General features: G+C 54.2%; 17 protein-coding genes. 1 reads left to right on the top strand and 16 read right to left on the bottom strand.

Translation table 11 applies throughout. The annotated features are described in order from the left end of the window. Window positions 1-16: 16 nt before the first annotated feature. The 5 genes from C1725_RS06790 to C1725_RS06770 all read right to left on the bottom strand — a co-directional run bounded on the left by C1725_RS06790 (window position 17) and on the right by C1725_RS06770 (window position 5,096). A complete protein-coding gene (locus C1725_RS06790) occupies window positions 17-1,015 on the bottom strand; it encodes a Gfo/Idh/MocA family protein (RefSeq protein ID WP_346026425.1) in 999 nt (332 codons plus the stop codon). Window positions 1,016-1,035: 20 nt separating this feature from the next. Continuing rightward, on the bottom strand, window positions 1,036-1,878 hold the full coding sequence (locus tag C1725_RS06785) for an ABC transporter permease subunit (RefSeq protein WP_102410891.1): 843 nt from the start codon (window positions 1,876-1,878) through the stop codon (window positions 1,036-1,038). Between the two features lie 16 nt (window positions 1,879-1,894). Then, the gene (locus tag C1725_RS06780; RefSeq protein ID WP_346026424.1) at window positions 1,895-2,824 is read right to left on the bottom strand and encodes a carbohydrate ABC transporter permease; all 930 of its coding nucleotides are present in this window, start codon (window positions 2,822-2,824) and stop codon (window positions 1,895-1,897) included. Window positions 2,825-2,912: 88 nt separating this feature from the next. Then, window positions 2,913-4,181, bottom strand: coding sequence for an extracellular solute-binding protein (locus C1725_RS06775; RefSeq protein WP_102410890.1), 1,269 nt, complete (start codon window positions 4,179-4,181; stop codon window positions 2,913-2,915). A gap of 57 nt (window positions 4,182-4,238) precedes the next feature. Then, window positions 4,239-5,096: a VOC family protein gene (locus C1725_RS06770; RefSeq protein WP_102410889.1), complete on the bottom strand. Its 858-nt coding sequence runs from the start codon at window positions 5,094-5,096 to the stop codon at window positions 4,239-4,241. A gap of 247 nt (window positions 5,097-5,343) precedes the next feature. Between C1725_RS06770 and C1725_RS06765 the strand changes: the two genes are divergently transcribed. Continuing rightward, a complete protein-coding gene (locus tag C1725_RS06765) occupies window positions 5,344-6,381 on the top strand; it encodes a LacI family DNA-binding transcriptional regulator (RefSeq protein WP_346026423.1) in 1,038 nt (345 codons plus the stop codon). 143 nt (window positions 6,382-6,524) lie between these two features. On the opposite strand, the gene nrdJ is transcribed toward C1725_RS06765, so the two are convergent. The 11 genes from nrdJ to C1725_RS06715 all read right to left on the bottom strand — a co-directional run bounded on the left by nrdJ (window position 6,525) and on the right by C1725_RS06715 (window position 17,683). Continuing rightward, window positions 6,525-8,867 carry a ribonucleoside-triphosphate reductase, adenosylcobalamin-dependent gene (nrdJ, locus tag C1725_RS06760; protein ID WP_102410887.1) on the bottom strand — a complete coding sequence of 781 codons (2,343 nt, stop codon included), beginning with the start codon at window positions 8,865-8,867 and terminating at the stop codon, window positions 6,525-6,527. A 218-nt stretch (window positions 8,868-9,085) separates the two neighbouring features. Further along, window positions 9,086-9,439, bottom strand: coding sequence for a sporulation initiation factor Spo0A C-terminal domain-containing protein (locus tag C1725_RS06755; RefSeq protein ID WP_102410886.1), 354 nt, complete (start codon window positions 9,437-9,439; stop codon window positions 9,086-9,088). Further along, on the bottom strand, window positions 9,432-9,800 hold the full coding sequence (locus C1725_RS06750) for a helix-turn-helix domain-containing protein (protein ID WP_102410885.1): 369 nt from the start codon (window positions 9,798-9,800) through the stop codon (window positions 9,432-9,434). The genes C1725_RS06755 and C1725_RS06750 overlap by 8 nt, the downstream gene beginning before the upstream one ends. 325 nt (window positions 9,801-10,125) lie before the next feature. Further along, the gene (locus C1725_RS18965) at window positions 10,126-10,545 is read right to left on the bottom strand and encodes a hypothetical protein (RefSeq protein ID WP_146009177.1); all 420 of its coding nucleotides are present in this window, start codon (window positions 10,543-10,545) and stop codon (window positions 10,126-10,128) included. A 4-nt stretch (window positions 10,546-10,549) separates the two neighbouring features. Then, window positions 10,550-11,443 (bottom strand): DUF4367 domain-containing protein, encoded by an 894-nt coding sequence (locus tag C1725_RS06745; RefSeq protein WP_346026872.1) that lies wholly within the window; start codon window positions 11,441-11,443, stop codon window positions 10,550-10,552. A 61-nt stretch (window positions 11,444-11,504) separates the two neighbouring features. After that, window positions 11,505-11,963, bottom strand: coding sequence for an RNA polymerase sigma factor (locus C1725_RS06740; protein WP_146009175.1), 459 nt, complete (start codon window positions 11,961-11,963; stop codon window positions 11,505-11,507). A 568-nt stretch (window positions 11,964-12,531) separates the two neighbouring features. Next, complete coding sequence (locus C1725_RS06735) at window positions 12,532-13,062, bottom strand: GNAT family N-acetyltransferase (RefSeq protein ID WP_102410882.1); 531 nt, start codon at window positions 13,060-13,062, stop codon at window positions 12,532-12,534. A 113-nt stretch (window positions 13,063-13,175) separates the two neighbouring features. Continuing rightward, the gene (locus tag C1725_RS06730) at window positions 13,176-13,571 is read right to left on the bottom strand and encodes a molybdenum cofactor biosynthesis protein MoaE (RefSeq protein WP_102410881.1); all 396 of its coding nucleotides are present in this window, start codon (window positions 13,569-13,571) and stop codon (window positions 13,176-13,178) included. 173 nt (window positions 13,572-13,744) lie between these two features. Continuing rightward, window positions 13,745-14,764 carry a phosphorylase family protein gene (locus tag C1725_RS06725; RefSeq protein ID WP_346026422.1) on the bottom strand — a complete coding sequence of 340 codons (1,020 nt, stop codon included), beginning with the start codon at window positions 14,762-14,764 and terminating at the stop codon, window positions 13,745-13,747. A 231-nt stretch (window positions 14,765-14,995) separates the two neighbouring features. Beyond that, entirely contained in the window at window positions 14,996-16,210 is a 1,215-nt protein-coding gene (locus C1725_RS06720) for an RtcB family protein (protein WP_102410879.1), read from the bottom strand. Between the two features lie 117 nt (window positions 16,211-16,327). After that, window positions 16,328-17,683 carry an MATE family efflux transporter gene (locus C1725_RS06715; protein WP_102410878.1) on the bottom strand — a complete coding sequence of 452 codons (1,356 nt, stop codon included), beginning with the start codon at window positions 17,681-17,683 and terminating at the stop codon, window positions 16,328-16,330. Between the last annotated feature and the right edge of the window lie 302 nt (window positions 17,684-17,985).

Here is a 17,985-nt window from a genome sequence, read left to right as displayed (position 1 = left end):
CAACAAGGCCCTTTCTTTAAATTGAAGCGGAACGGCCAGTGCGAATTGAGGACGTAATGGCATCAAAAATCAAAACGCTATCGGCAGCTTGCTCGCTGGTAAACACCGGCTCTTTGCGGCCAAAATAGATATCGTACAGATCATTCCACATCAATTCATGTAAATTGCTTTCCGGGAAGGTGATCTTTTCTTGTTCGCCGGTACGGCGCTCAATCGTCAGGCCATTATCCTCTACATATACAGCGCCCTGCGCAAAACGCACGTTAAAATAATTATTGCTGCATCCCAGATACGCCGAATGGCTATGCATTCCCGCAATGCCATTCTTATAAGCAAGCAGTGACATCACGTGGTCGTATTCGCCCATCGTTTCGCGCAGCTTGCTTCCATAGGAGAAAACTGTATCAGGAGAACCAAACAGAGCTGTCAAAATGGCAAAGTCGTGGGCTCCGCCGTCAAAGATTGCTCCCAAGGGAAAATCGGGATTCATGCGCCAGGGCGTTCGGCTGAAGCTCTTTTCTCCATCCTTTTCAGGGTCGAGGATAAAGTGCGTCAACATTTCATAGCTTACAGGCCGTCCCAGCGTCTGCTCCCGCACTAGCTTTTGCAGGTTCAATATCTTGGGATCGTACATCAGCTGCTCCAACATGAAAACTTTTTTTCCATATACGTTCTGAGCTGCCAGCACTTCCTCAGCCTGTTTCGACGTTACGGCAATAGGTTTTTCTTCAAAGACATTTTTCCCGGCCTTCAGTGCCGCAATGCTGACAATCGGATTCAACGAGATAGGCGTCGCGACCAACACGGCGTCAATATCAGGGTCTTCCACAAGCGTTTGATAATCACGATAGTATCTTGCCTGCGGATACTCTCCTTTCCAATAGCTCAATTCATCCTCCTTTACGACACACAATGCACGAATTGAGTATCGATCAACCAGCTTGTCTAAAACAGGCCTATGAGTATTCCGCCAAATCAATCCGGTTCCCACAATTCCCAAACGAATTTTTTCCACGTTCCGTTTCCTCCCAATTTTCAATCTTTAATGCCAGACATCGCGATTCCCTCGATGAAATAGCGCTGGGCAAACAGAAAAATAACCATCATCGGCAGCATTGCCAATGTAACGCCTGCCATAATCTCCGACAGATTACCGCTCCCCATATACCCCTGCAAAGACGCAATGCCAAGCGGCAACGTCATCTTTTCCCACGTTCTGATAAAAATCAACGGTGTGAAGTAGTTGTTCCATGAGTTCAAAAACTGCAACACGCAGAGCGCCGCCATAGCAGATCCACACTGTGGCATTATCAGCCTGACAAAAATCTGTCGATAATTAGCGCCGTCAATCATTCCCGACTCTTCCAATTCTTTGGGCAGAGAAAGAAAGAATTGCCTCAACAGAAAAACACCGAACACACTGGTGATATAAGGTAAAATCAAGCTGAATAGCGTATCCGTCAGCCTTATTTTAGATAAAGCGATAAAGGTTGGAATAATCGTAACCTGGGAAGGCACCATCAGCGTTGACATCAATATTGCGAAAATCAATCCCTTGCCCCGGAAATGAAGGCGCGCAAAGGCATATGCCGCCATAGAACAGGTGATTAGCTGAGCGATTGTTACAACGACGGCCACCAGTACGCTATTCCAAAGCATCCTGAAAAACGGGATGGATGAGAACAGAACCGCTTCATAATTATGTATTTCAAAGGATGTCGGAATAAAGCTCGGAGGCAGCTTATAGGATTCAGACGGCGGCCGGAAAGAGGTGGAAAACATCCAAAGAAATGGTATCAGCATTACAAACGACAGGAACAGGAGAAAAGCAGCGTAAACGTAATCTTTTGTTCTTTTTGCGATCTTTGCCCGATTCATATGCTTCACCCCTTTCTCAATAATGAACCCATCGATCGCTAAGCTTGAACTGGACAAATGTCAGCAAGCCAACGCACGCAAAAAGCGTAACCGCAATGGCCGACGCATAGCCAAACCGAACGCCCTGGAATCCCTGCTCGTAAATATACATCACAACGCTGCGCGTTGCATCTCCCGGGCCGCCCTGGGTCAGAATGCTCATGGAATCAAAGGCCTGAAGCGCATTGATGGAGCTCCAAATCAGATTGAAAAAGAGCGTGGGCGTCAATAATGGCAAGGTAATCTTCCAGAACATGCGCAATCCACTGCAACCGTCGATCTTTGCCGCTTCGTAATATTGGGTAGGGATATTCTGCAAGCCAGCCAGAAAAATCACCATGTAATACCCGGCATTTTTCCACGTGTCCATCAAAAGGATAGCTGGCATCGCATACTTTTTATTGGTAAGCCATCCGATCTTGTCAATCCCCCAAGTCCCAAGGAAATAGTTGATCACGCCAAACTCCGTATTGTAGAGCGCGTGCCAGACAATCGCGACATATACATATGCGATGACGACCGGTATGAAGAAACAGAACTTGACCGTGCTGCTAAGCACTCCTGGAATCTTCCTGTTCAATAAAAGGGCTAACAGTAAGCCGCTGCCGACATTTAAGACAACCGCAAAGAATGTGTATACAAATGTATTTCTGTAAACTGTCCCAATGCGGCGATCTCCGGTAAAAATCTTGATATAGTTCGCCAATCCCTTCCATACAGGAGTACGGATGATGTTATAATCTGTTAGGCTAAAATAGAACGAAGCAAATACAGGGATGATCACGGTCGCAAAAATACAAATTACAGCAGGGAGAATGAAAAGATAAGCAGCTCTTTCTTCCTGTAGTGATGCCCTGCTGATCTTTCGTTTTTTTATAACTGAAATGGATGATGCAGACTTTTCCATCAGCCAGTAAACCTCCTATATATCCTAAACGAAGTGTCTCTGTGGAGCGAATTCTCGCTCCACAGAGAAATGGCCGTTGTGAAAAAGGTTACTGAGCAAGAATATCCTTCAGCTCGAGATCGGCTTCTTCCAGGTAGCTTTCGATGGAACGTTCATTTTGACCCATGATCTCAAAGTAGTAACGGGTCAGCAGGTTCTCGTAATCTGCACTGTTGATGGGCGCGGGCAGAATACGGGCGCCTTCGTCCAGCATCCCATAAAACACCTCTGCGTTTTGCGGATAAGCCAGGAAACTCTCGCTGTTTGCGGCGGAACGACGGACGGGATTGCTGACGCCGGAGGCGGCAATCTCCATCTGGGTCTGCTCGCCCGCGAATTCCATAATCAGGTCGAAGCAGAGCTGCGGATCCTCCGCAGTCTTGAGAATGCCGTATCCATCAGCTCCGAAAATCTGGCTTCCGTTTTCCTTGTCCTGCACCGGGAAGGTGGTGACATACACATTCTCCATGCCGGCAGCCTGGTATTCATAGCAGGAAACGTGCCCCATGACGGTCATGGCAATCTTGCGGTTGATGAAGTTCTCGGCAGAGTAATTGCCAAGCTCGGGAATCGGCATAACGCCGTGCTTCCAGATCAGATCGTGCAAGAACTGCCAAGATTCCACGACTTTAGGATCCGTCATGTTGCTGGTATTGTTACCGTCGACCAGCGTGCTGCAGCCATTCGCATAGGTAAAAAGGTTGAAGAAGATGGCAGCGGGGTAGATGTCAAAAGCATACTGCTTTTCCGCGCCTTCCCCCTTGGTCAACGCCTTGCAAATCTCAAGGAACTCATCCCAAGTGGTGTCAGAGCTCGGAAGTTCCACTCCGGCTTCGTCGAACAAATCTTTGTTGCAGAAGAGATTCATGCCATTCCAGTGCGCGGGGAACAGGAGGACGTTGTCGTTCACCGTGAAGCCCTCCAGCAGCGACGGATGAATGTCCGTCATGGCAGCTTTGACCTCTTCGTCGTTGGCGATAAAATCGTTAAGCGACATCAGCAGATCGTATGAGTTGAGCTGATAGAGACCTTCGATAGCCATCAGGCAGATATCGGGGGCGTCGCCCGCAGCGATCTGAGCCAGCAGCTTGGTGATGTAGTCTGCCCAGCTCATGGATTTTTCCTGATACCGAACCTCCACCTTTACATTGGGATGCTTTTCGTTGAAGCGGGCAATCGCCGCCTCGTTCAGCGCCATATCCGTAGAATCTCCCCAGTTGTAAATCGAAATCGTTTTTTCTTCTTCAGCCAATGCGGTCGCGCTCATCATCGATAGAAGAAGAGCCAGAGAAAGGAACAGTGCGACGAGTTTTTTCATGGTTTATCCCTCCGTCTATTTATTATTGAATCGATTTACATCGATTACAATACATTCTCAGATTGACGCACCGGGCATCAACGTGACGATTTCGATTGGGTTCTGATCCGTATCATGGCACCAGAGTTGAAGGTTGCCGTCCTTGCCGAGCTTGGGAGCTGCATCGATGGAAATGCACGCATCTTTTAACGAAGAAGCCGATTTTTGAACATCCTCTGCGATGAAGCAAAGATGCTCGTATCCGGCCTCCCCAGCCTTGCGTTCACGCCTGTGCTTCGCGGTATAAAACAGTTCCATATACTGCCCGTCGCACACACGAAGAAATTTCAGGAACGGCTTTCCTTCCTTGTCCGGAAGATCGAGGACATGTTCAAAGCCCATTCGCTTTTCAAAATAATCCACAGCCTCGTCCATGTTCTCTACGACAAAGCTGACATGCGCGATTCCTTTCACGCCCGGCGTCACAGGATAATCGAACGCCGCGTGATTTGCCTTCATCACGGGGGATGTGGGCTGGTACTCGACGATTTCAATGGCGTTCCCCTCCGGATCTTCAATCCACAGGCCCAGATTTCCATCGTCATTCAGGGAAGGCGTATCCTTCTCAATGAGCCCCATAGCGAACAGTTTTTTTGCCAAAGCCGCTATATCGCCTACAGATATCGCAAAATGATGATATCCGATTCTGTCGAAGTCGTACGCCGCATCCGGGCGAACAGTTCCGCCATGGAAAAGCTCGACATATTGGTTCTCTGCGATCTTTACATACTCGATCCACGGTTCTCCGGCGTCGTCCCGCAATCCAAAGACGTGCTCAAGACCCAGGGCATCGCGATAAAAGGACAGCACCTTATCCATATCGTGAACCCGCATGGCGACATGCCCAAACTTTTGAATACCGACCTTCTGGGACATAAGTGTTTCCTCCGCGCACTCCGTAATTAATGGAAACGTTTCCTGATTCGTATTATACACATTTTTCGTTTTATGTCAATACATCTCTTATTTTTTTCAAAAAGCTGTGTTATTTGACCCATATTTCACGGAATTACGCCTTTGTCGGGCTCATAAAATGAATACGTTTTCATCTATTGATTTATTTAGGTTTGCTTTTTCCATGAAATGCTGTTATAATGGAAGCACCATATCGGAGGGAAAGAATATGTCCGTTACAATCAAAGACGTCGCTCAGAAAGCGAACGTCGCATTGTCCACCGTGTCAAGAGTCGTGAACAATTCCGGATACGTCAAGCAACAAACGCGCGACAAGGTGAATTCCGTCATTCGTGAACTGGGCTATTCGCCAAACGCGATTGCAAGAAATCTTCACACAAGCCGCACGCAGCAGATTGGCGTCGTCGTTTCAGACATCACCAATCCCTATTTTTCTAATCTTGTGAAAGCGATTTCAGAAGTTTTGAATGGGACGGGCTATGGAATGAACGTCTGCATCACGAACGAATCCATCGCTATGGAAAAAGCATCTCTGGAAATGCTCGCCGAAAACCGTGTCAGCGGCTTGATCGTTACGCCGATTGTTGAGACGGATTCTATTAACAATCGCGATACCTTATGTTCTTTGAGCGCAAAAGGCTTTCCGATCATATTGGTCGACAACGAGGTTCCCGGTTTTTCGTCCGAAGGCGTCTTCTACGACAACTACACGGGCGCCTACGACGCCACGAAGCTGCTGTTACAAAAAGGGCACAGAAGAATCGCCATTATTCACGGCTCTCTTTTTTATAAAACCGAATATGATCGACTGAACGGGTATTTGGATGCCCACAAGGAAGCCAATATCACCCCTGTTTCCAGCCTGCAATTTGAAACAAACGACGGAATTAACGGAACAATGGCGATTATGCCCCAATTACTGAGCCCGAAAAAGAAAAACGCCACCGCGATCTTCTGTTGCAGCAATACGCACACGATTGGCTGCTTGAAGTTCCTACGTCAAAACGGGCTTCGCATACCCGAAGACATCGCCGTAATCGGTTCGGACGAAATCGATCCATATGAGATGTGGGCACAGAATGTCTCGGTTGTATCGCAGCCCACGGATGAACTGGGGCGCATTGCCACCCATACGCTGCTTACACGAATTCGCAAGGAGCAAAACGGAAATCCCGATGAATTCAGCAACAACCGTATTTATCTCCAGCCGCGGCTGGTCTTGCGGGGCTCAGAGCAGCTCGTCTGATCCCCGCGAAAAATGCGCTTCGGTTCAAAACCCCGTAAGCGTTTGCGATTATCCTCGCCCCTTCGTCCGCGAATAAAAACGGCGCCCGGTTTGCAATCACGCGCAAACCGGGCGCCGTATATTTTTGTCGAGCACCATCCCCGTCAACGGATCGGGCACACGCCGCTGGCGCAATCGCTTCCGCCGATGTCCAGCTCCGTCTCCTCGTGTTCGTACTTGGAGATGAGCGAAGGGTTGAAGGGGCGCATCTCCGCCCTGCGGCGCTCGTACTCCTCCTTCGTAATCGCCTCATACGGCAGCAGTTCGTAGAAGCTGTCGTCGTAGCTGAGGAAGGAGAGCGCGACGACGTCGTCCCAGTTATTCCAGACCCACTCCTCCACCTGCTCCCATTCGTTGTCGCGCACGTGCACCGTGATGGAACAGTTGTGGTCCACGTAATGCGTCATGAACATCTTGTAGTTTTCAAGCTGTTCGATGGCCGAGGCGTCCGCCTTCACGCGTCCCTCCGGCGCTTTGACGGGGAATTCCACCACCTTGGTCTTGCAGGTCTCCGCGTCCTGCCCGACCTCCGGGAAGACCGGATAGCCCAGCTCCTCGCAGACCTTGCACAGCGGGTCGGAGGCCGAGATGCGCACGCGGCGGATGTAGTACGGCGCGTGCGAGTAGTGCACGCCGCTGGAAACCGTCGGCAGCAGCGAAAGCGTGCCCTCCGGCTTCACCGTCGTCATGAGCAGCGGCCGCTTCTGGCCGAGCGAATCCGCAATGCGATCCGCCGCCTCGTGCACGGCCTCGCGCATGCGGTCGAGCAGGCGCGCCTGTTCCTCCCGGCCCAGCCCCGTGGCGTTCACCATGTCCTGCCAGCCGGTCATCGAGCAGCCCAGCAGCCGGTCGCGCTGCTGCACGGCGTTCCACTGGTGCATCTCCAGCTCGCGGCAGGTCATGCGGTAGCCCGCGCGCGCGGAAAGGCGCTGCGCGTCCAGCAGCGCTTCCTCGTCCAGCACGCCGTCCTTCACGAACGCCATGACGTTCACCGTCGTCAGGTTGCAAAGGCCGTGGCTGTCCAGCAGGATTTCGCCGCAGGGGTTGCAGCCGCAGAAGTTCGGGCGGCGCTTCAAGCCCGCTTCCTCGTTGATCCAGCCCGGTTCGCCGCTGTAGCGCATCTGCTGCAAATGCCAGTGGAGCTGCTCCCGCGTGGGCTTGCGCCGATAGAAGATGGAGTTATTGCTCATCTGGCGGTGCGCGATGCTCTTGTCGATCTCCCACCGGCCGTTCACCTGCCGGTACAGGTTGCTCTTGGCTTTGATGCAGGCCTCGTCGTCCTGGTCGATCAGTCCGATTTCCGACGTGCGGCGCACCCCGCCGGAGACGACGTTCTCGCCGATGATGTTCGCGATGTCCAGCAGGTCGATCGGTTTCAACTGGGTGAGCACCTGACCGTCGCGCGCGCCCGCCGCCATGATGACCTTATGAATCTTGTCCAGCATCGCCATCATCGACTCGTAGCCGGAGGCCGTGCCGCCGAACACCTTGAGCCGTTCGCCGCGCGGGCGGATGCTGTCGTACTCCACGATGATCTTGCGCAGCTTGTTGTACTCGCGGTTCGTCAACAGGGCGAAGTAGTGGTCCAGCGCCTGCGCCCAGCCCTCCTTAGAGTCCCCGATGGAAAGCGTGGCCGTGTCGGTGGAGAAGGTCAGGTTGGTAAACTCCAGCCGCTCGTCCAGCGGCCGGGGGTCGTAGGCCTTGTGAATGATCTGGATGTTCGTGCGAATCTTGGGCAGCTTCGCCGCGTCGTCCCTGAGGACGCGCACGCCCACGCCGCTGCCGACCATCAGCAGGTAGAACAGGTCGTGAAAGGCGTGATAATCGTCCAGCACCTCGAAGGCGCAGTTATAATTCGCCAGCGGATACGCCTGCGAGACGGGCGTATTGCCCACCCAAAGCGTGCGCCCGGAGAGGAATTGCCGCAGGTGATAGACGTTGTCGAACAGGCGCTCCGCCTCCTCGCGGCTCGTCGGCGCAAGCGAGCAGTTGTACTCGACCGCGCGGCGCACGGTTTCCCACCAGAATTCGCGGCGGTTGAGCGCGGGCAGGTAACGGGAATAGGTGCGGGAATAGACGAACGAGCCGAGCTGGTCCATGGGATTGGCCGCGTGCTTATAGCGGCTCAAAAACTCCTTGCTCAGGAGGCCGTCCCGCCATTCCTCCTTGCCGCGGACCTTTTCCTTCTCCATGCGGTAGCGGATGTAGGCCTTGGCCGTGCGGAAGCGCTGCTGCTCGAAGAGCACCTGCTCCACCATGTCCTGAATCGTCTCGATGTCCACGGCCTGCCCGGCGTCCTCCGCAAGGCGTGCCTCCACGTCCTGGGCCACGCGCTGCGCGGCCTCGTCGTCGTGTTCCCCCGCCGCGGCCGCCGCAAGCGTGACGGCGCGCGCTATGAATTCACGGTCAAAAGCGACCACTTTGCCGTTTCTTTTTCTTACGTTCACCTTTTGTTCTCCTTTCACCTCTGCCCAATATCGCGTCGTCGGAGAAACAACATATAGTCTTCCCCCAATCGTTCAACGCAGCATTTAGTATAATACCACATGTCCTACCCGGAATCAACACGCAAATATGCGAATCGGGCGAAGGACGGGCGCGCGTCAAAAGGCGGCAGGCCGATGCCTGCCGCCTCCGGTGCGTATTTTTCTTTTGCCGGCTTCCTTTAAGACGCAGGCCCTTCCTTGGAAGCGCGCCTGCTGCGCACGTAGCCCGACAGGATGTCGATAAATTCCACGCACGAGGGTTTCTCGATCATGGTATATCCGGCCAGCAGGTTCAGCAGCGGCCGGTTTCCGTTGTCCCAGCAGATGCGGATCACCGTGCGAAGGTTGCGCTCGATCTGTGCCGGGTCGCTGATTCCGCAGCGGCGCGCGACCTCTGGATACAGGCGTTTTGAAACATTTTGCAGCCGCACCGGTTCGTGCACCGCCAGATCGATGCAGACCGCCATATAACGAAAACCGACGTAGCGCACGCCGATGCCCAGCCTGTGCAGCAATGCTTCGATCTCATTCATGGGACGCACCTTCCTCCCCGCGCGCCGACGACAGAATGTCCCCCATCCGCAGGATGTGCTCGGCCAGCTCCCTGGCCTGCTCCATCGGCAGTTTCATATAGCAACTGCACAGATCGACGATGTGGGCGCAGGCCGGGGTCTGCGTCGGGTCCATGTCCTTCACGAGCAGCATGGACGCGGGGACGCCCATATGCGACGCGATACCGTCGAGCGTGTCCAGCGTGCAGCTGACGCGCATGTTTTCCAGTTCGTAAAGGGAAGTTCTGCCGATACCCAGATAATCGGCGAATTCGTCCATCTTCATATTCTGCCTGAGCCGATACTTCTTCAGGTTTTCGGCCAAGTTTTGTCTCGATTCCATTTGCGAAACCTCCTGTAAATTCCCATATCCTTACGATAGGAAGTTTTCGCAGCCAGATCAAGACGTCATGGCGAATTCGCGTATCGTGATGCCGAATGTAACTCCATTTTTACGAAAAAGGGCGCGTTAGGAGCATTTACCCGATAAACCCCATGGAAACCCTGTACTCGCAAGCCCGCCCTTCGACACGGCGTGCTTCTTTCTGTCATGATCCGCTCAGCTGGCAGCTTCCATCGCGGACAGGGATTATTTTATGGATTCATTAGCTGAAAATCCCCGTTGCCGCGTTGACAACGGGGAAGGTCACTTAGTGAATGTTACACGATTAAAAAGTTATAGGATTAACGCTAGCTGAGCCAGTATCAGATTTTCCATTAACCACAGCATAGGAACTACAAGAAGCTTTGTACTCGCGTCCAGAAACCACACTGCACGAAATAGAGTAGGTATAATCATCTGTCCCGCTAGAGTATTTTCCAGACGCTGATGCCGCTACGCTCCAAACACCATTAACCTTATGATAAATCGTTACGGATTTAAATCCCAGCTTTGTTGCTGTGTCAGTCGTCGCAATGTGAGCATCCGCATACACTTTTCCGTTAGAGCTTGTAAGTGTTAGTGAAGTATAGTCGATAACATCACTAGCATACGGAACTATCTCTGATGCAGACGCCATACACGGCAAAATTCCCAAACACAGGACAAAGCAAAGAACGATCGCGCTTACTAATTTCTTTTTCATCATGATTCTAATCCTCCATAAATATTGATTCAGCCATTTTTACGAGTTCTTCTTGTGTAAGGTTACCACGTATTGTCAAGACATAAGGCTTATCTTGCCATTGCATAATAAACCTTTCAATGTTCTTAGCAATAACAAACTCGACATTATTTAAGCCGAAAGTTACCGGATCGTTGGTGTTTTTCTCAAGTTCGTCTGAGCGATTTCCTATCGAGCTAATCTTTTCTACAATAATAGTAAATGAGCGGTCCAGTTGATCCCGATAAATAGCTTTTAGATAAATCGTTCCTGATTCCCAGATTTCTGAGGTAAAGCTATCATATTCGAGACCTTCCGGCATCCACGAAGGCAATCTTGGTTCCATCCCGAGCCGTTCCAGTTCTCGGTCAAACGCATCTCCACGACCGAATCCGATGCGTTTGTCGATTGGAGGAATGACAGATTCCGATGTCGTTTGCGGCTCAGGTTCAGCAGATATGTGCGTTTCGATAGACATAATGTCCTTCGTCCAACTGACGAAACTCGACCAAACATCAACTCCGAGGGCGTAGGCGATTGTTGAACCAGCAGCGGCTGCGAGCAGGATAAACAGCGCGATAGCAATTCCAGGGCGCAAGCTGCGCCGTTTTTTCCGTATCTTCTTTCTCCTGCGATTCGCCTCCTTCTCTTGATAAGTCTGCATGATGCGTTGCCAGGTTGGCTCCTTGGTCGGATACGTTCTCGTCGCCCTATCCGGGTACAGATGATCCAGGCATTTGTCGATCAGCCCGCAATCCACTTCTTCCGCGGGCAGCAACAACTGACCTTTGAGAATGTAGAACGCTTCCTCCCGAGTCATCTCGTCCTTTGTGATGACATAGTTCAGCCACGCCAGGTATGCTTTCTTCTGTTTTCTGCGCATCGTTGCCAATTTCAACACCCCTACGTAATCTTTATTGATTCAGCGGCGGAAATCTTACGGCTTAATAGAAAAAAAGGAGGATGACGAGCGCAAAAATTTCTGGATGATTCAAAATCTTCCTGCGTAGCCGGTTCGCGCGGGCGTAAACCGCGTTTGTGCTCATGTTGTAACGCTTCGCAATTTCGTTGGCGGGCGTGTGCTCTAAACAGTATTCATAAAAGAACTTCATGTCCTCCTTGCCGAGCAGCTTCTCCAACTGGCGCATGTGTTCTTCCGTGATGAGCCGATCCAACAGCGCGTCCTCCGACCGGTCGGCGCGCCTGGTATCGACGAAGTCGTACCATTCCACGTGTTCGGCGGGAAAGACCTCGTTGTTGAACCGAACGAGGCTGTGCTTGTTGTAATCCATCAGCTTGTACTTCAAGGTGATGGTCAGCCATCCGTCGATGTTGGCGTGGGTCTTTAGGATTTCTGCGTCGTTTATCAGCATCTCAAATACGTCATGTATCAGGTCTTCCACGGCATTGTTCTCATGTGTACCGTAATTCCGTTGAAAGATAAACGTCCTGCCTATGTTGTGCATGCGAACAAAATTCCGTTCGTACAGTTCCCTTATCCAACAAAGCGTATCCTCCATACTGCTTCACTCCCATGCGCGTTTTCTTTTGTATGACCCCGCCGGCCCATTGCCGCCGCAATGGACAGCATTGACCCATAAAATGAAGCCGTTGATATTTTCCAGCATCAACGGCCCGCACCACCTTTGCCGATAAATTCTAATAGTTACCATTTTGTGTGGATTTACTTCTTATTACCAATAAATCCGTGACGACTTTTTTCGTCAAAAGTCATTAGGATAATGCACACTATTTGGATATTTATATCTTTTTCAAAAGCACAATAGCATTTTACAGGTCATATGTCAAGCATAAAAGTATTCTTTTCTGTTCAGCCTGCCGCGGGCCCTGTTTTTCTGCATTTGCATGACCAAAAAGGACACAAAAAGACCGGGCGCCACCCACTCTGGGAAGCCCCGGCATTCGTTTCATTTTTCCGTCCAAAAACGGCCGTTTCGCGGCCGTTCCGTCTCATTTTTCCGCGTATTGCATCGCCTCAACCCGCAGCCGCTTTAGAAAGTCCGCATAGTTCTCTTCCGAAAGCGCCTCCGGCCAGCTCATGATCTTCAGCGGATGCGGCGCGCAGGCGTGCCGGTAGGAGGGGTGCACGTGTTTGAACCCGTTTGGCAAAAACCCTTCCCGCAGGTAAAAGCGCTCCCGGCGCTCCGAGATCTCGTCCACCGGCGGATCGATCTCCAGAATCAGAGGACGTCCCTCTTCCTTGAGCGCCGCAAGGATGCGCGCTCCATAGCGCCGTCCGCGAAGCTCAGGCGCTACGGCCAGATGCTCCACGTAGATGCCGCAGGGCCATGCCCAGCAAAGCGCCAGCCCCGCAAACACGCTCCCATCCCACGCGCTCAGGCAGCGGAAGTTCGGCTCCCGCATCGCCTGCGTCTGATCCTCCCTGCGCCGCCTTTCATGCAGCGGAAAGCTCGCCTCATAAAGGGCCCAGACCTCGTCCATCGCCCCGTCCCAGTCCGCGTGCCGCCGAAGCGTCAGCATGTCTGCCGCCTCCTTTCATTTCCATCGCCAATAGAGTGCCCGCGCGTCCGCCAATCGAAACGCGCCTGCGAAAATGCAAAATCCGTCCGGCTGCGGGCCGGGCGGACTCCTGTTCAGTAGATTTCCGTTTCACTGACGCAGTTCTGCTTGATCTGCCCCACCAGCGCCTGAAGGGCGTCGATGACGTGCGGACGAATGTCGCCGCCGATGAGCACCTGCATGATGTCGTCGCCCACGTCCAGGCGTCCCTCGTTCAGCCACACCCGCACATAGTAAACGCCCGGCATCTTATAGGTATCCGCAATCGCGGCGGAGACCTTCTGTTCGTCGTAACCGAACGCCATGCCGGTTACCGGCTTCGTATTTTCATCGCCCTGGCGCACCTTCGCCTTGGCGGTCTGGCGCACCACGCCGTTGTGTATCAGGTACATGCCGCAATCGGCAGCGCTTGCGTCCGCTTTGGCCTCCTGCATCCACTGGTCCATCGACGGCTTTGTGTTCTTGCTCATGTTTCGTCCCTCCCTGATTTGCATGGGGTTAAGTATAATAAAGTCGCTTCTGGTTGTCAATCCCTCGCCGGATGCCGGGTTCTTCCGCGCTTTTGCTCGCGGCCGCGGCAAAAACGCCCGCCAAACAAAAAGCCCCGCCCGAAGGCGAGGCTTGTGAAGGCAAAACACCCGGATCAGAGCGTGCCGTTGAGGATGGCCTCTACCACGACGCTGCCGACCTTAAAGTTGTTCTCCATGGCGGTGGCAAAGATGTCGGCGGACTCGACGCTGTCCTCGGAAGCGAGGGAGCCGTCAAAGTTCGGGTCCCAGAGGCTTTCAGCCGTGGCGCCGTTCATGAACACGTCCATGTTTACCGAGTCGCGGATGATGATGTAGCGGTCGAGCATGCCCAAACGGTCGAGCACGACGCCCAGCGCGGAATCCTCCATCTCGGTCAGCGCATACGGGTCAGGGCAGCCGTAGGTCTCGGTCATGAGCACGGCGTTGGCATGGTCGTAGTAGCCCTTCCAGTAGTTGTCGCCGGAGACGGTGGTACCGCGCAGCACCTGCGGGTCGCGCACGGCCCAGTCGGCATTGTCGAACGCGGCGGCCATGTAAGCGCGGGTCTTCTCGGTCGTCTCGATCTTGACGTCCTTCACGAGGTTGTAGACCCTGTCCATCAGGTCCTTGTCGAGAATCTTGCACGAGGCGCTGTCGTACCCTTCATCGTGGAACCAGGTGGTCGTCGCGCCCTCGGAGAGGTCGCGGACGTCCGCATGGTGGCCCAGGTCGAAATCGACGGCGGCGGTGATGACGAACACGTCGCCCATCACGCCGTACTCGATGGCGGAACCGGCGCAGCCCGTGCTCAGGATGTACGCGTTGGAAAAGTCAAAGCGGCTGTCCAGCAGGATGGCGTTCAGGCTCAGGGCGGTGTTGACCTTGCCCATGCCGGTCACGTACAGGGCGACGCCGTCCTTCACGTAGAGCTTGTTGTCCTCAAAGCCGCCCTTGATGTCGTAGGCGTCGCCGCCGTCGCAGTAGGCCTCATAGTAATACTGGGCCTCTCCGGGGAAATCGCCGGCCAGCTCGTCCACCTCAAACTTGGGCAGGATGAGCACCTTGATCTCGATGGGGGCATCGCCCTCAGTGAAGGCGAGCACGGCGGGAAACAGCAGCACGGCTACCAGCAGGGTGGCAATCAGTTTCTTCATTTCGTTTCTCCTCTCAAACGGATGCGTTTGAATCTTCGGTGTACCAAGCAACCAGAAGAAGCTGCTCCGTCCCTTTGCAGGCCATCCGGAACAGCTTCCGCCGGTTATTTTAACATTCCCGGCATGCGTTTGCAAGTCCATATTGCGATTTAGTCGCTTCGCCCAACGATTGTCGTCCGCATTCCGCCGAAGTGATGCAATCCTGGGGACGGGCGGTCAAAACGTTTGCGCTCATCGCGCGGGCTCCTCCGCCGCCTTGAAATTGTAGATTGGCTTGATGACCTTCCGCACCTCCGCCGTCGGCCCGATCTGCCGCAGGATGTCCTCCATCGGTTTGTAGGCCATGGGGCATTCGTCCAGCGTGTCCTTGTCCACGGAGGTTGAAAATACGCCTTCCATTTCTTTTTTATAGGCGGCCACGGTAAACTGCCGTTTGGCCTCCGCGCGGCTCATCAGACGGCCCGCGCCATGCGGCGCGGATTGGTTCCAGTCCGCGTTTCCTTTGCCCGTGCAGATCAGGCTGCCGTCGCGCATGTTGATGGGGATGAGCAGGGTTTCCCCCGCCTTTGCGGATACCGCCCCCTTGCGCAGGACCATCGTCTCGGTGTCGATGTAGTTATGGACGGTCGTAAACCGTTCCTCCTCGTGCAGCTTCATCCCCTTCATGATCTCGCCGACCATGGCCTGACGGTTCAGCGCAGCAAAGCGCTGCACGAGCTTCATGTCGTGAATGTAGTCGTCAAACAGTTCCCCGCTCACATAGGCCAGCGCAAAGGGGATTTCACTGCGGTTTTCCGCTTTCCAGGCCTTGATGGCCTGCGAAATTTCCCGATCCCGGCCCTGCGCCTTGTACTGCGCGATCAACGCGTTCAAATCCGCAGGGTCGCCTTTGTTGAGCTGCGCAAACCCGGCTTCCTGATAGTGCTTCGCCACCTCCAGCCCCAGATGGCGGCTGCCCGAATGCACGACCAGGTAGAGGCTGCCCTCCTCATCGCGATCCACCTCGATGAAGTGGTTGCCGCCGCCCAGCGTGCCGATGCTGGCATAATCGCGATTCAAGTTGCAGGCGGCGCGGCAGCGCAGCGCAGACAGGTCGATCTCCTTCGCCAGCGCATGCGGGTCTGTCCTGACCGAAAAGCCCGAAGGAATCCGTTTGCGGATGAGCGCGTCCAGCTTGGGCAGTTCCAGCCGCTTTTCCGCCAGCCGGACGGTTTCCATGCCGCACCCGATATCTACGCCCACCAGATTCGGCACCACTTTGTCCGAAATCGTCATCGTCGTTCCAATGGTGCAGCCCGCTCCGGCATGCACGTCCGGCATGATGCGAAGCCTGCTGCCTTGGGTAAACGCCTGATTGCACAGCGCTTGAATCTGCGCGAGCGCCGTGGACTCCAGCGCATCGGTGAAGACCTTGGCCGTGTTGCACAGGCCCTGAACTTCCAGCATTGTGTTCCCTCCTCGCCGTCCTGGCCGCACTTTTCCAGTCCCTCACGCTTTGCGCTCCCGGCCCCGCAAGGGCGCCGCAAGCAGACAGGCACCGGATTTAACCGCAGGCCCGGGAGCCTACGCCTGATTGCGCGTCAAATCCTTCACCCAAATATACTTCCTGTAATGCAGCATCACCCACGGAATCTTGCCGACCTCGTCAAGGCAGGTGCAGGCATACACGACGATCACCGGCCAATGAAACAGGAACGTGCCCGCCGCGGCCAACGGCACGGCGATCATCCACATGGTGACCACCAGGCTGTACATGTCGAAGAGTGTGTCGCCGCCCGCGGCGAATATGCCGTTGATGACGATGGTATTCACCGCACGGCCGATCATGTAGATCGCCATCACGACCATCATGCCGACGAGCTCCGCCCGTGCACCATCCGTCAGCTTCACAAAACGGAGGACCAGGGGCGTGAGGGCAAACATCAGCAGCGAAGAAATCACGCCGCACAGAAAGGCCATGACGGTCAGCCGGTCGCCATATTGCCTGCCCCGCGCAAGGTTGCCCGCGCCCAGTTCGTTGCCTACCAGGATGCCGCCGCCGCTGGCCAGTCCATTGCATACGCAGCATACCAGGTCGCGGATGACCGAAGCGATGGAGTTGGCCGCCGCGGCGTCCGTCCCCATGTGCCCCATGAACGCGGTGTAGGAGGTAAAGCCCACGCCCCACAAAAGGCTCGCCCCCAGAATGGGCAGAAAGCACTTGCGGAAGTCGAGCGCCAGCAGCTTGTGGCGTTGAAACAGGCCCTTCCAGTTCGGCCGGATGTAGCCCGCCCTGCCGGAGAGCGCCATGGCCCAAACCAGCTCGACCACGCGGGAAATCAGCGTTGCGGCCGCTGCGCCGCGAACGCCCATGGCGGGCACGCCCAGCAGCCCGAAGATGAACACCGCGTTCAGCACAATGTTGATCATCACCGTCACCGAACTGATTTTCGCGGAGGACGCGGCATGATCGGTCACCTTCATGACGGTCAGGTAGCACTGCGAAATGCCCGTGAGCAGATACGACCAGCCCGCAATGCGCAGGTAGCTGATGCCGATGCGGATGAGCGCTTCTTCACCGGTAAAGAGCAGCATCAAGTAGCGCGGGATGAACATGCAGGCCGCAAAAAAAAGCAGCGAGGTCAGGCCGCACACGCGGATGCTCATGCAGAAGATGTGGTTGATGGCCGCCGCGTCCCGCTTTCCCCAGTATTGAGCCCCCAGGATACCCGCAGCCGCCGTCACGGAGGACAGAATCATGTTTTGGATAAACTGAATCTGCGTAGCCAGCGATACGGCCGACATGGCGTTTTGCTCCACGCCCCCCAGCATAAAGGCGTCCGCAGCGGCGACGGCCGCCAGCATCAGGCTTTGAATGGCGATCGGCATGGCAAGCCGAAGCAGGTTTCTGTTGAATTTTTTGTCCGAAAAGAGCCGCATCGTTCGTTGCTCGCTTTCATTTGTTTTCCATCTGCCGAGGCAAATTGAACAAATTGTATCATAGTTTTCTCGCCAAATCAAGCGCCCATAGGCGAATTGATCGGCCAAAACGATCGAGGCTTACGCCGGCGGCTTCTTCCACGGCGCGCTGAAAAAAAGGCGGCGACGGACAAGGCTTTCGTCGCCCAGCACCCGTCATGCCCTCATTGCAGAACAAAGGACATTTCGGCATCGTCCGCCATTTGCGCAATCGCCGCGATGTCGGATGTATCGGATGTATAAGAAGAGGCGTTTTTTACAAT

Source organism: Beduinella massiliensis (genome assembly GCF_900199405.1).
Lineage (GTDB): Bacteria > Bacillota > Clostridia > Christensenellales > Aristaeellaceae > Beduinella > Beduinella massiliensis.
Note: the sequence above shows the minus strand (reverse complement) of the source record. Positions and strands in the feature narration are given on the sequence as shown.

Excerpts from the sequence above, each read along its gene's own strand:
- C1725_RS06785 (WP_102410891.1), bottom strand. The coding sequence starts at position 1,878 with ATGAATCGGGCAAAGATCGCAAAAAGAACAAAAGATTACGTTTACGCT.
- C1725_RS06780 (WP_346026424.1), bottom strand. The coding sequence starts at position 2,824 with ATGGAAAAGTCTGCATCATCCATTTCAGTTATAAAAAAACGAAAGATC.
- C1725_RS06775 (WP_102410890.1), bottom strand. The coding sequence starts at position 4,181 with ATGAAAAAACTCGTCGCACTGTTCCTTTCTCTGGCTCTTCTTCTATCG.
- C1725_RS06770 (WP_102410889.1), bottom strand. The coding sequence starts at position 5,096 with ATGTCCCAGAAGGTCGGTATTCAAAAGTTTGGGCATGTCGCCATGCGG.
- C1725_RS06765 (WP_346026423.1), top strand. The coding sequence starts at position 5,344 with ATGTCCGTTACAATCAAAGACGTCGCTCAGAAAGCGAACGTCGCATTG.
- C1725_RS06755 (WP_102410886.1), bottom strand. The coding sequence starts at position 9,439 with ATGAATGAGATCGAAGCATTGCTGCACAGGCTGGGCATCGGCGTGCGC.
- C1725_RS06750 (WP_102410885.1), bottom strand. The coding sequence starts at position 9,800 with ATGGAATCGAGACAAAACTTGGCCGAAAACCTGAAGAAGTATCGGCTC.
- C1725_RS18965 (WP_146009177.1), bottom strand. The coding sequence starts at position 10,545 with ATGATGAAAAAGAAATTAGTAAGCGCGATCGTTCTTTGCTTTGTCCTG.
- C1725_RS06745 (WP_346026872.1), bottom strand. The coding sequence starts at position 11,443 with ATGCGCAGAAAACAGAAGAAAGCATACCTGGCGTGGCTGAACTATGTC.
- C1725_RS06735 (WP_102410882.1), bottom strand. The coding sequence starts at position 13,062 with ATGCTGACGCTTCGGCGGCACGCGGACTGGGACGGGGCGATGGACGAG.
- C1725_RS06730 (WP_102410881.1), bottom strand. The coding sequence starts at position 13,571 with ATGAGCAAGAACACAAAGCCGTCGATGGACCAGTGGATGCAGGAGGCC.
- C1725_RS06725 (WP_346026422.1), bottom strand. The coding sequence starts at position 14,764 with ATGAAGAAACTGATTGCCACCCTGCTGGTAGCCGTGCTGCTGTTTCCC.
- C1725_RS06720 (WP_102410879.1), bottom strand. The coding sequence starts at position 16,210 with ATGCTGGAAGTTCAGGGCCTGTGCAACACGGCCAAGGTCTTCACCGAT.
- C1725_RS06715 (WP_102410878.1), bottom strand. The coding sequence starts at position 17,683 with ATGCGGCTCTTTTCGGACAAAAAATTCAACAGAAACCTGCTTCGGCTT.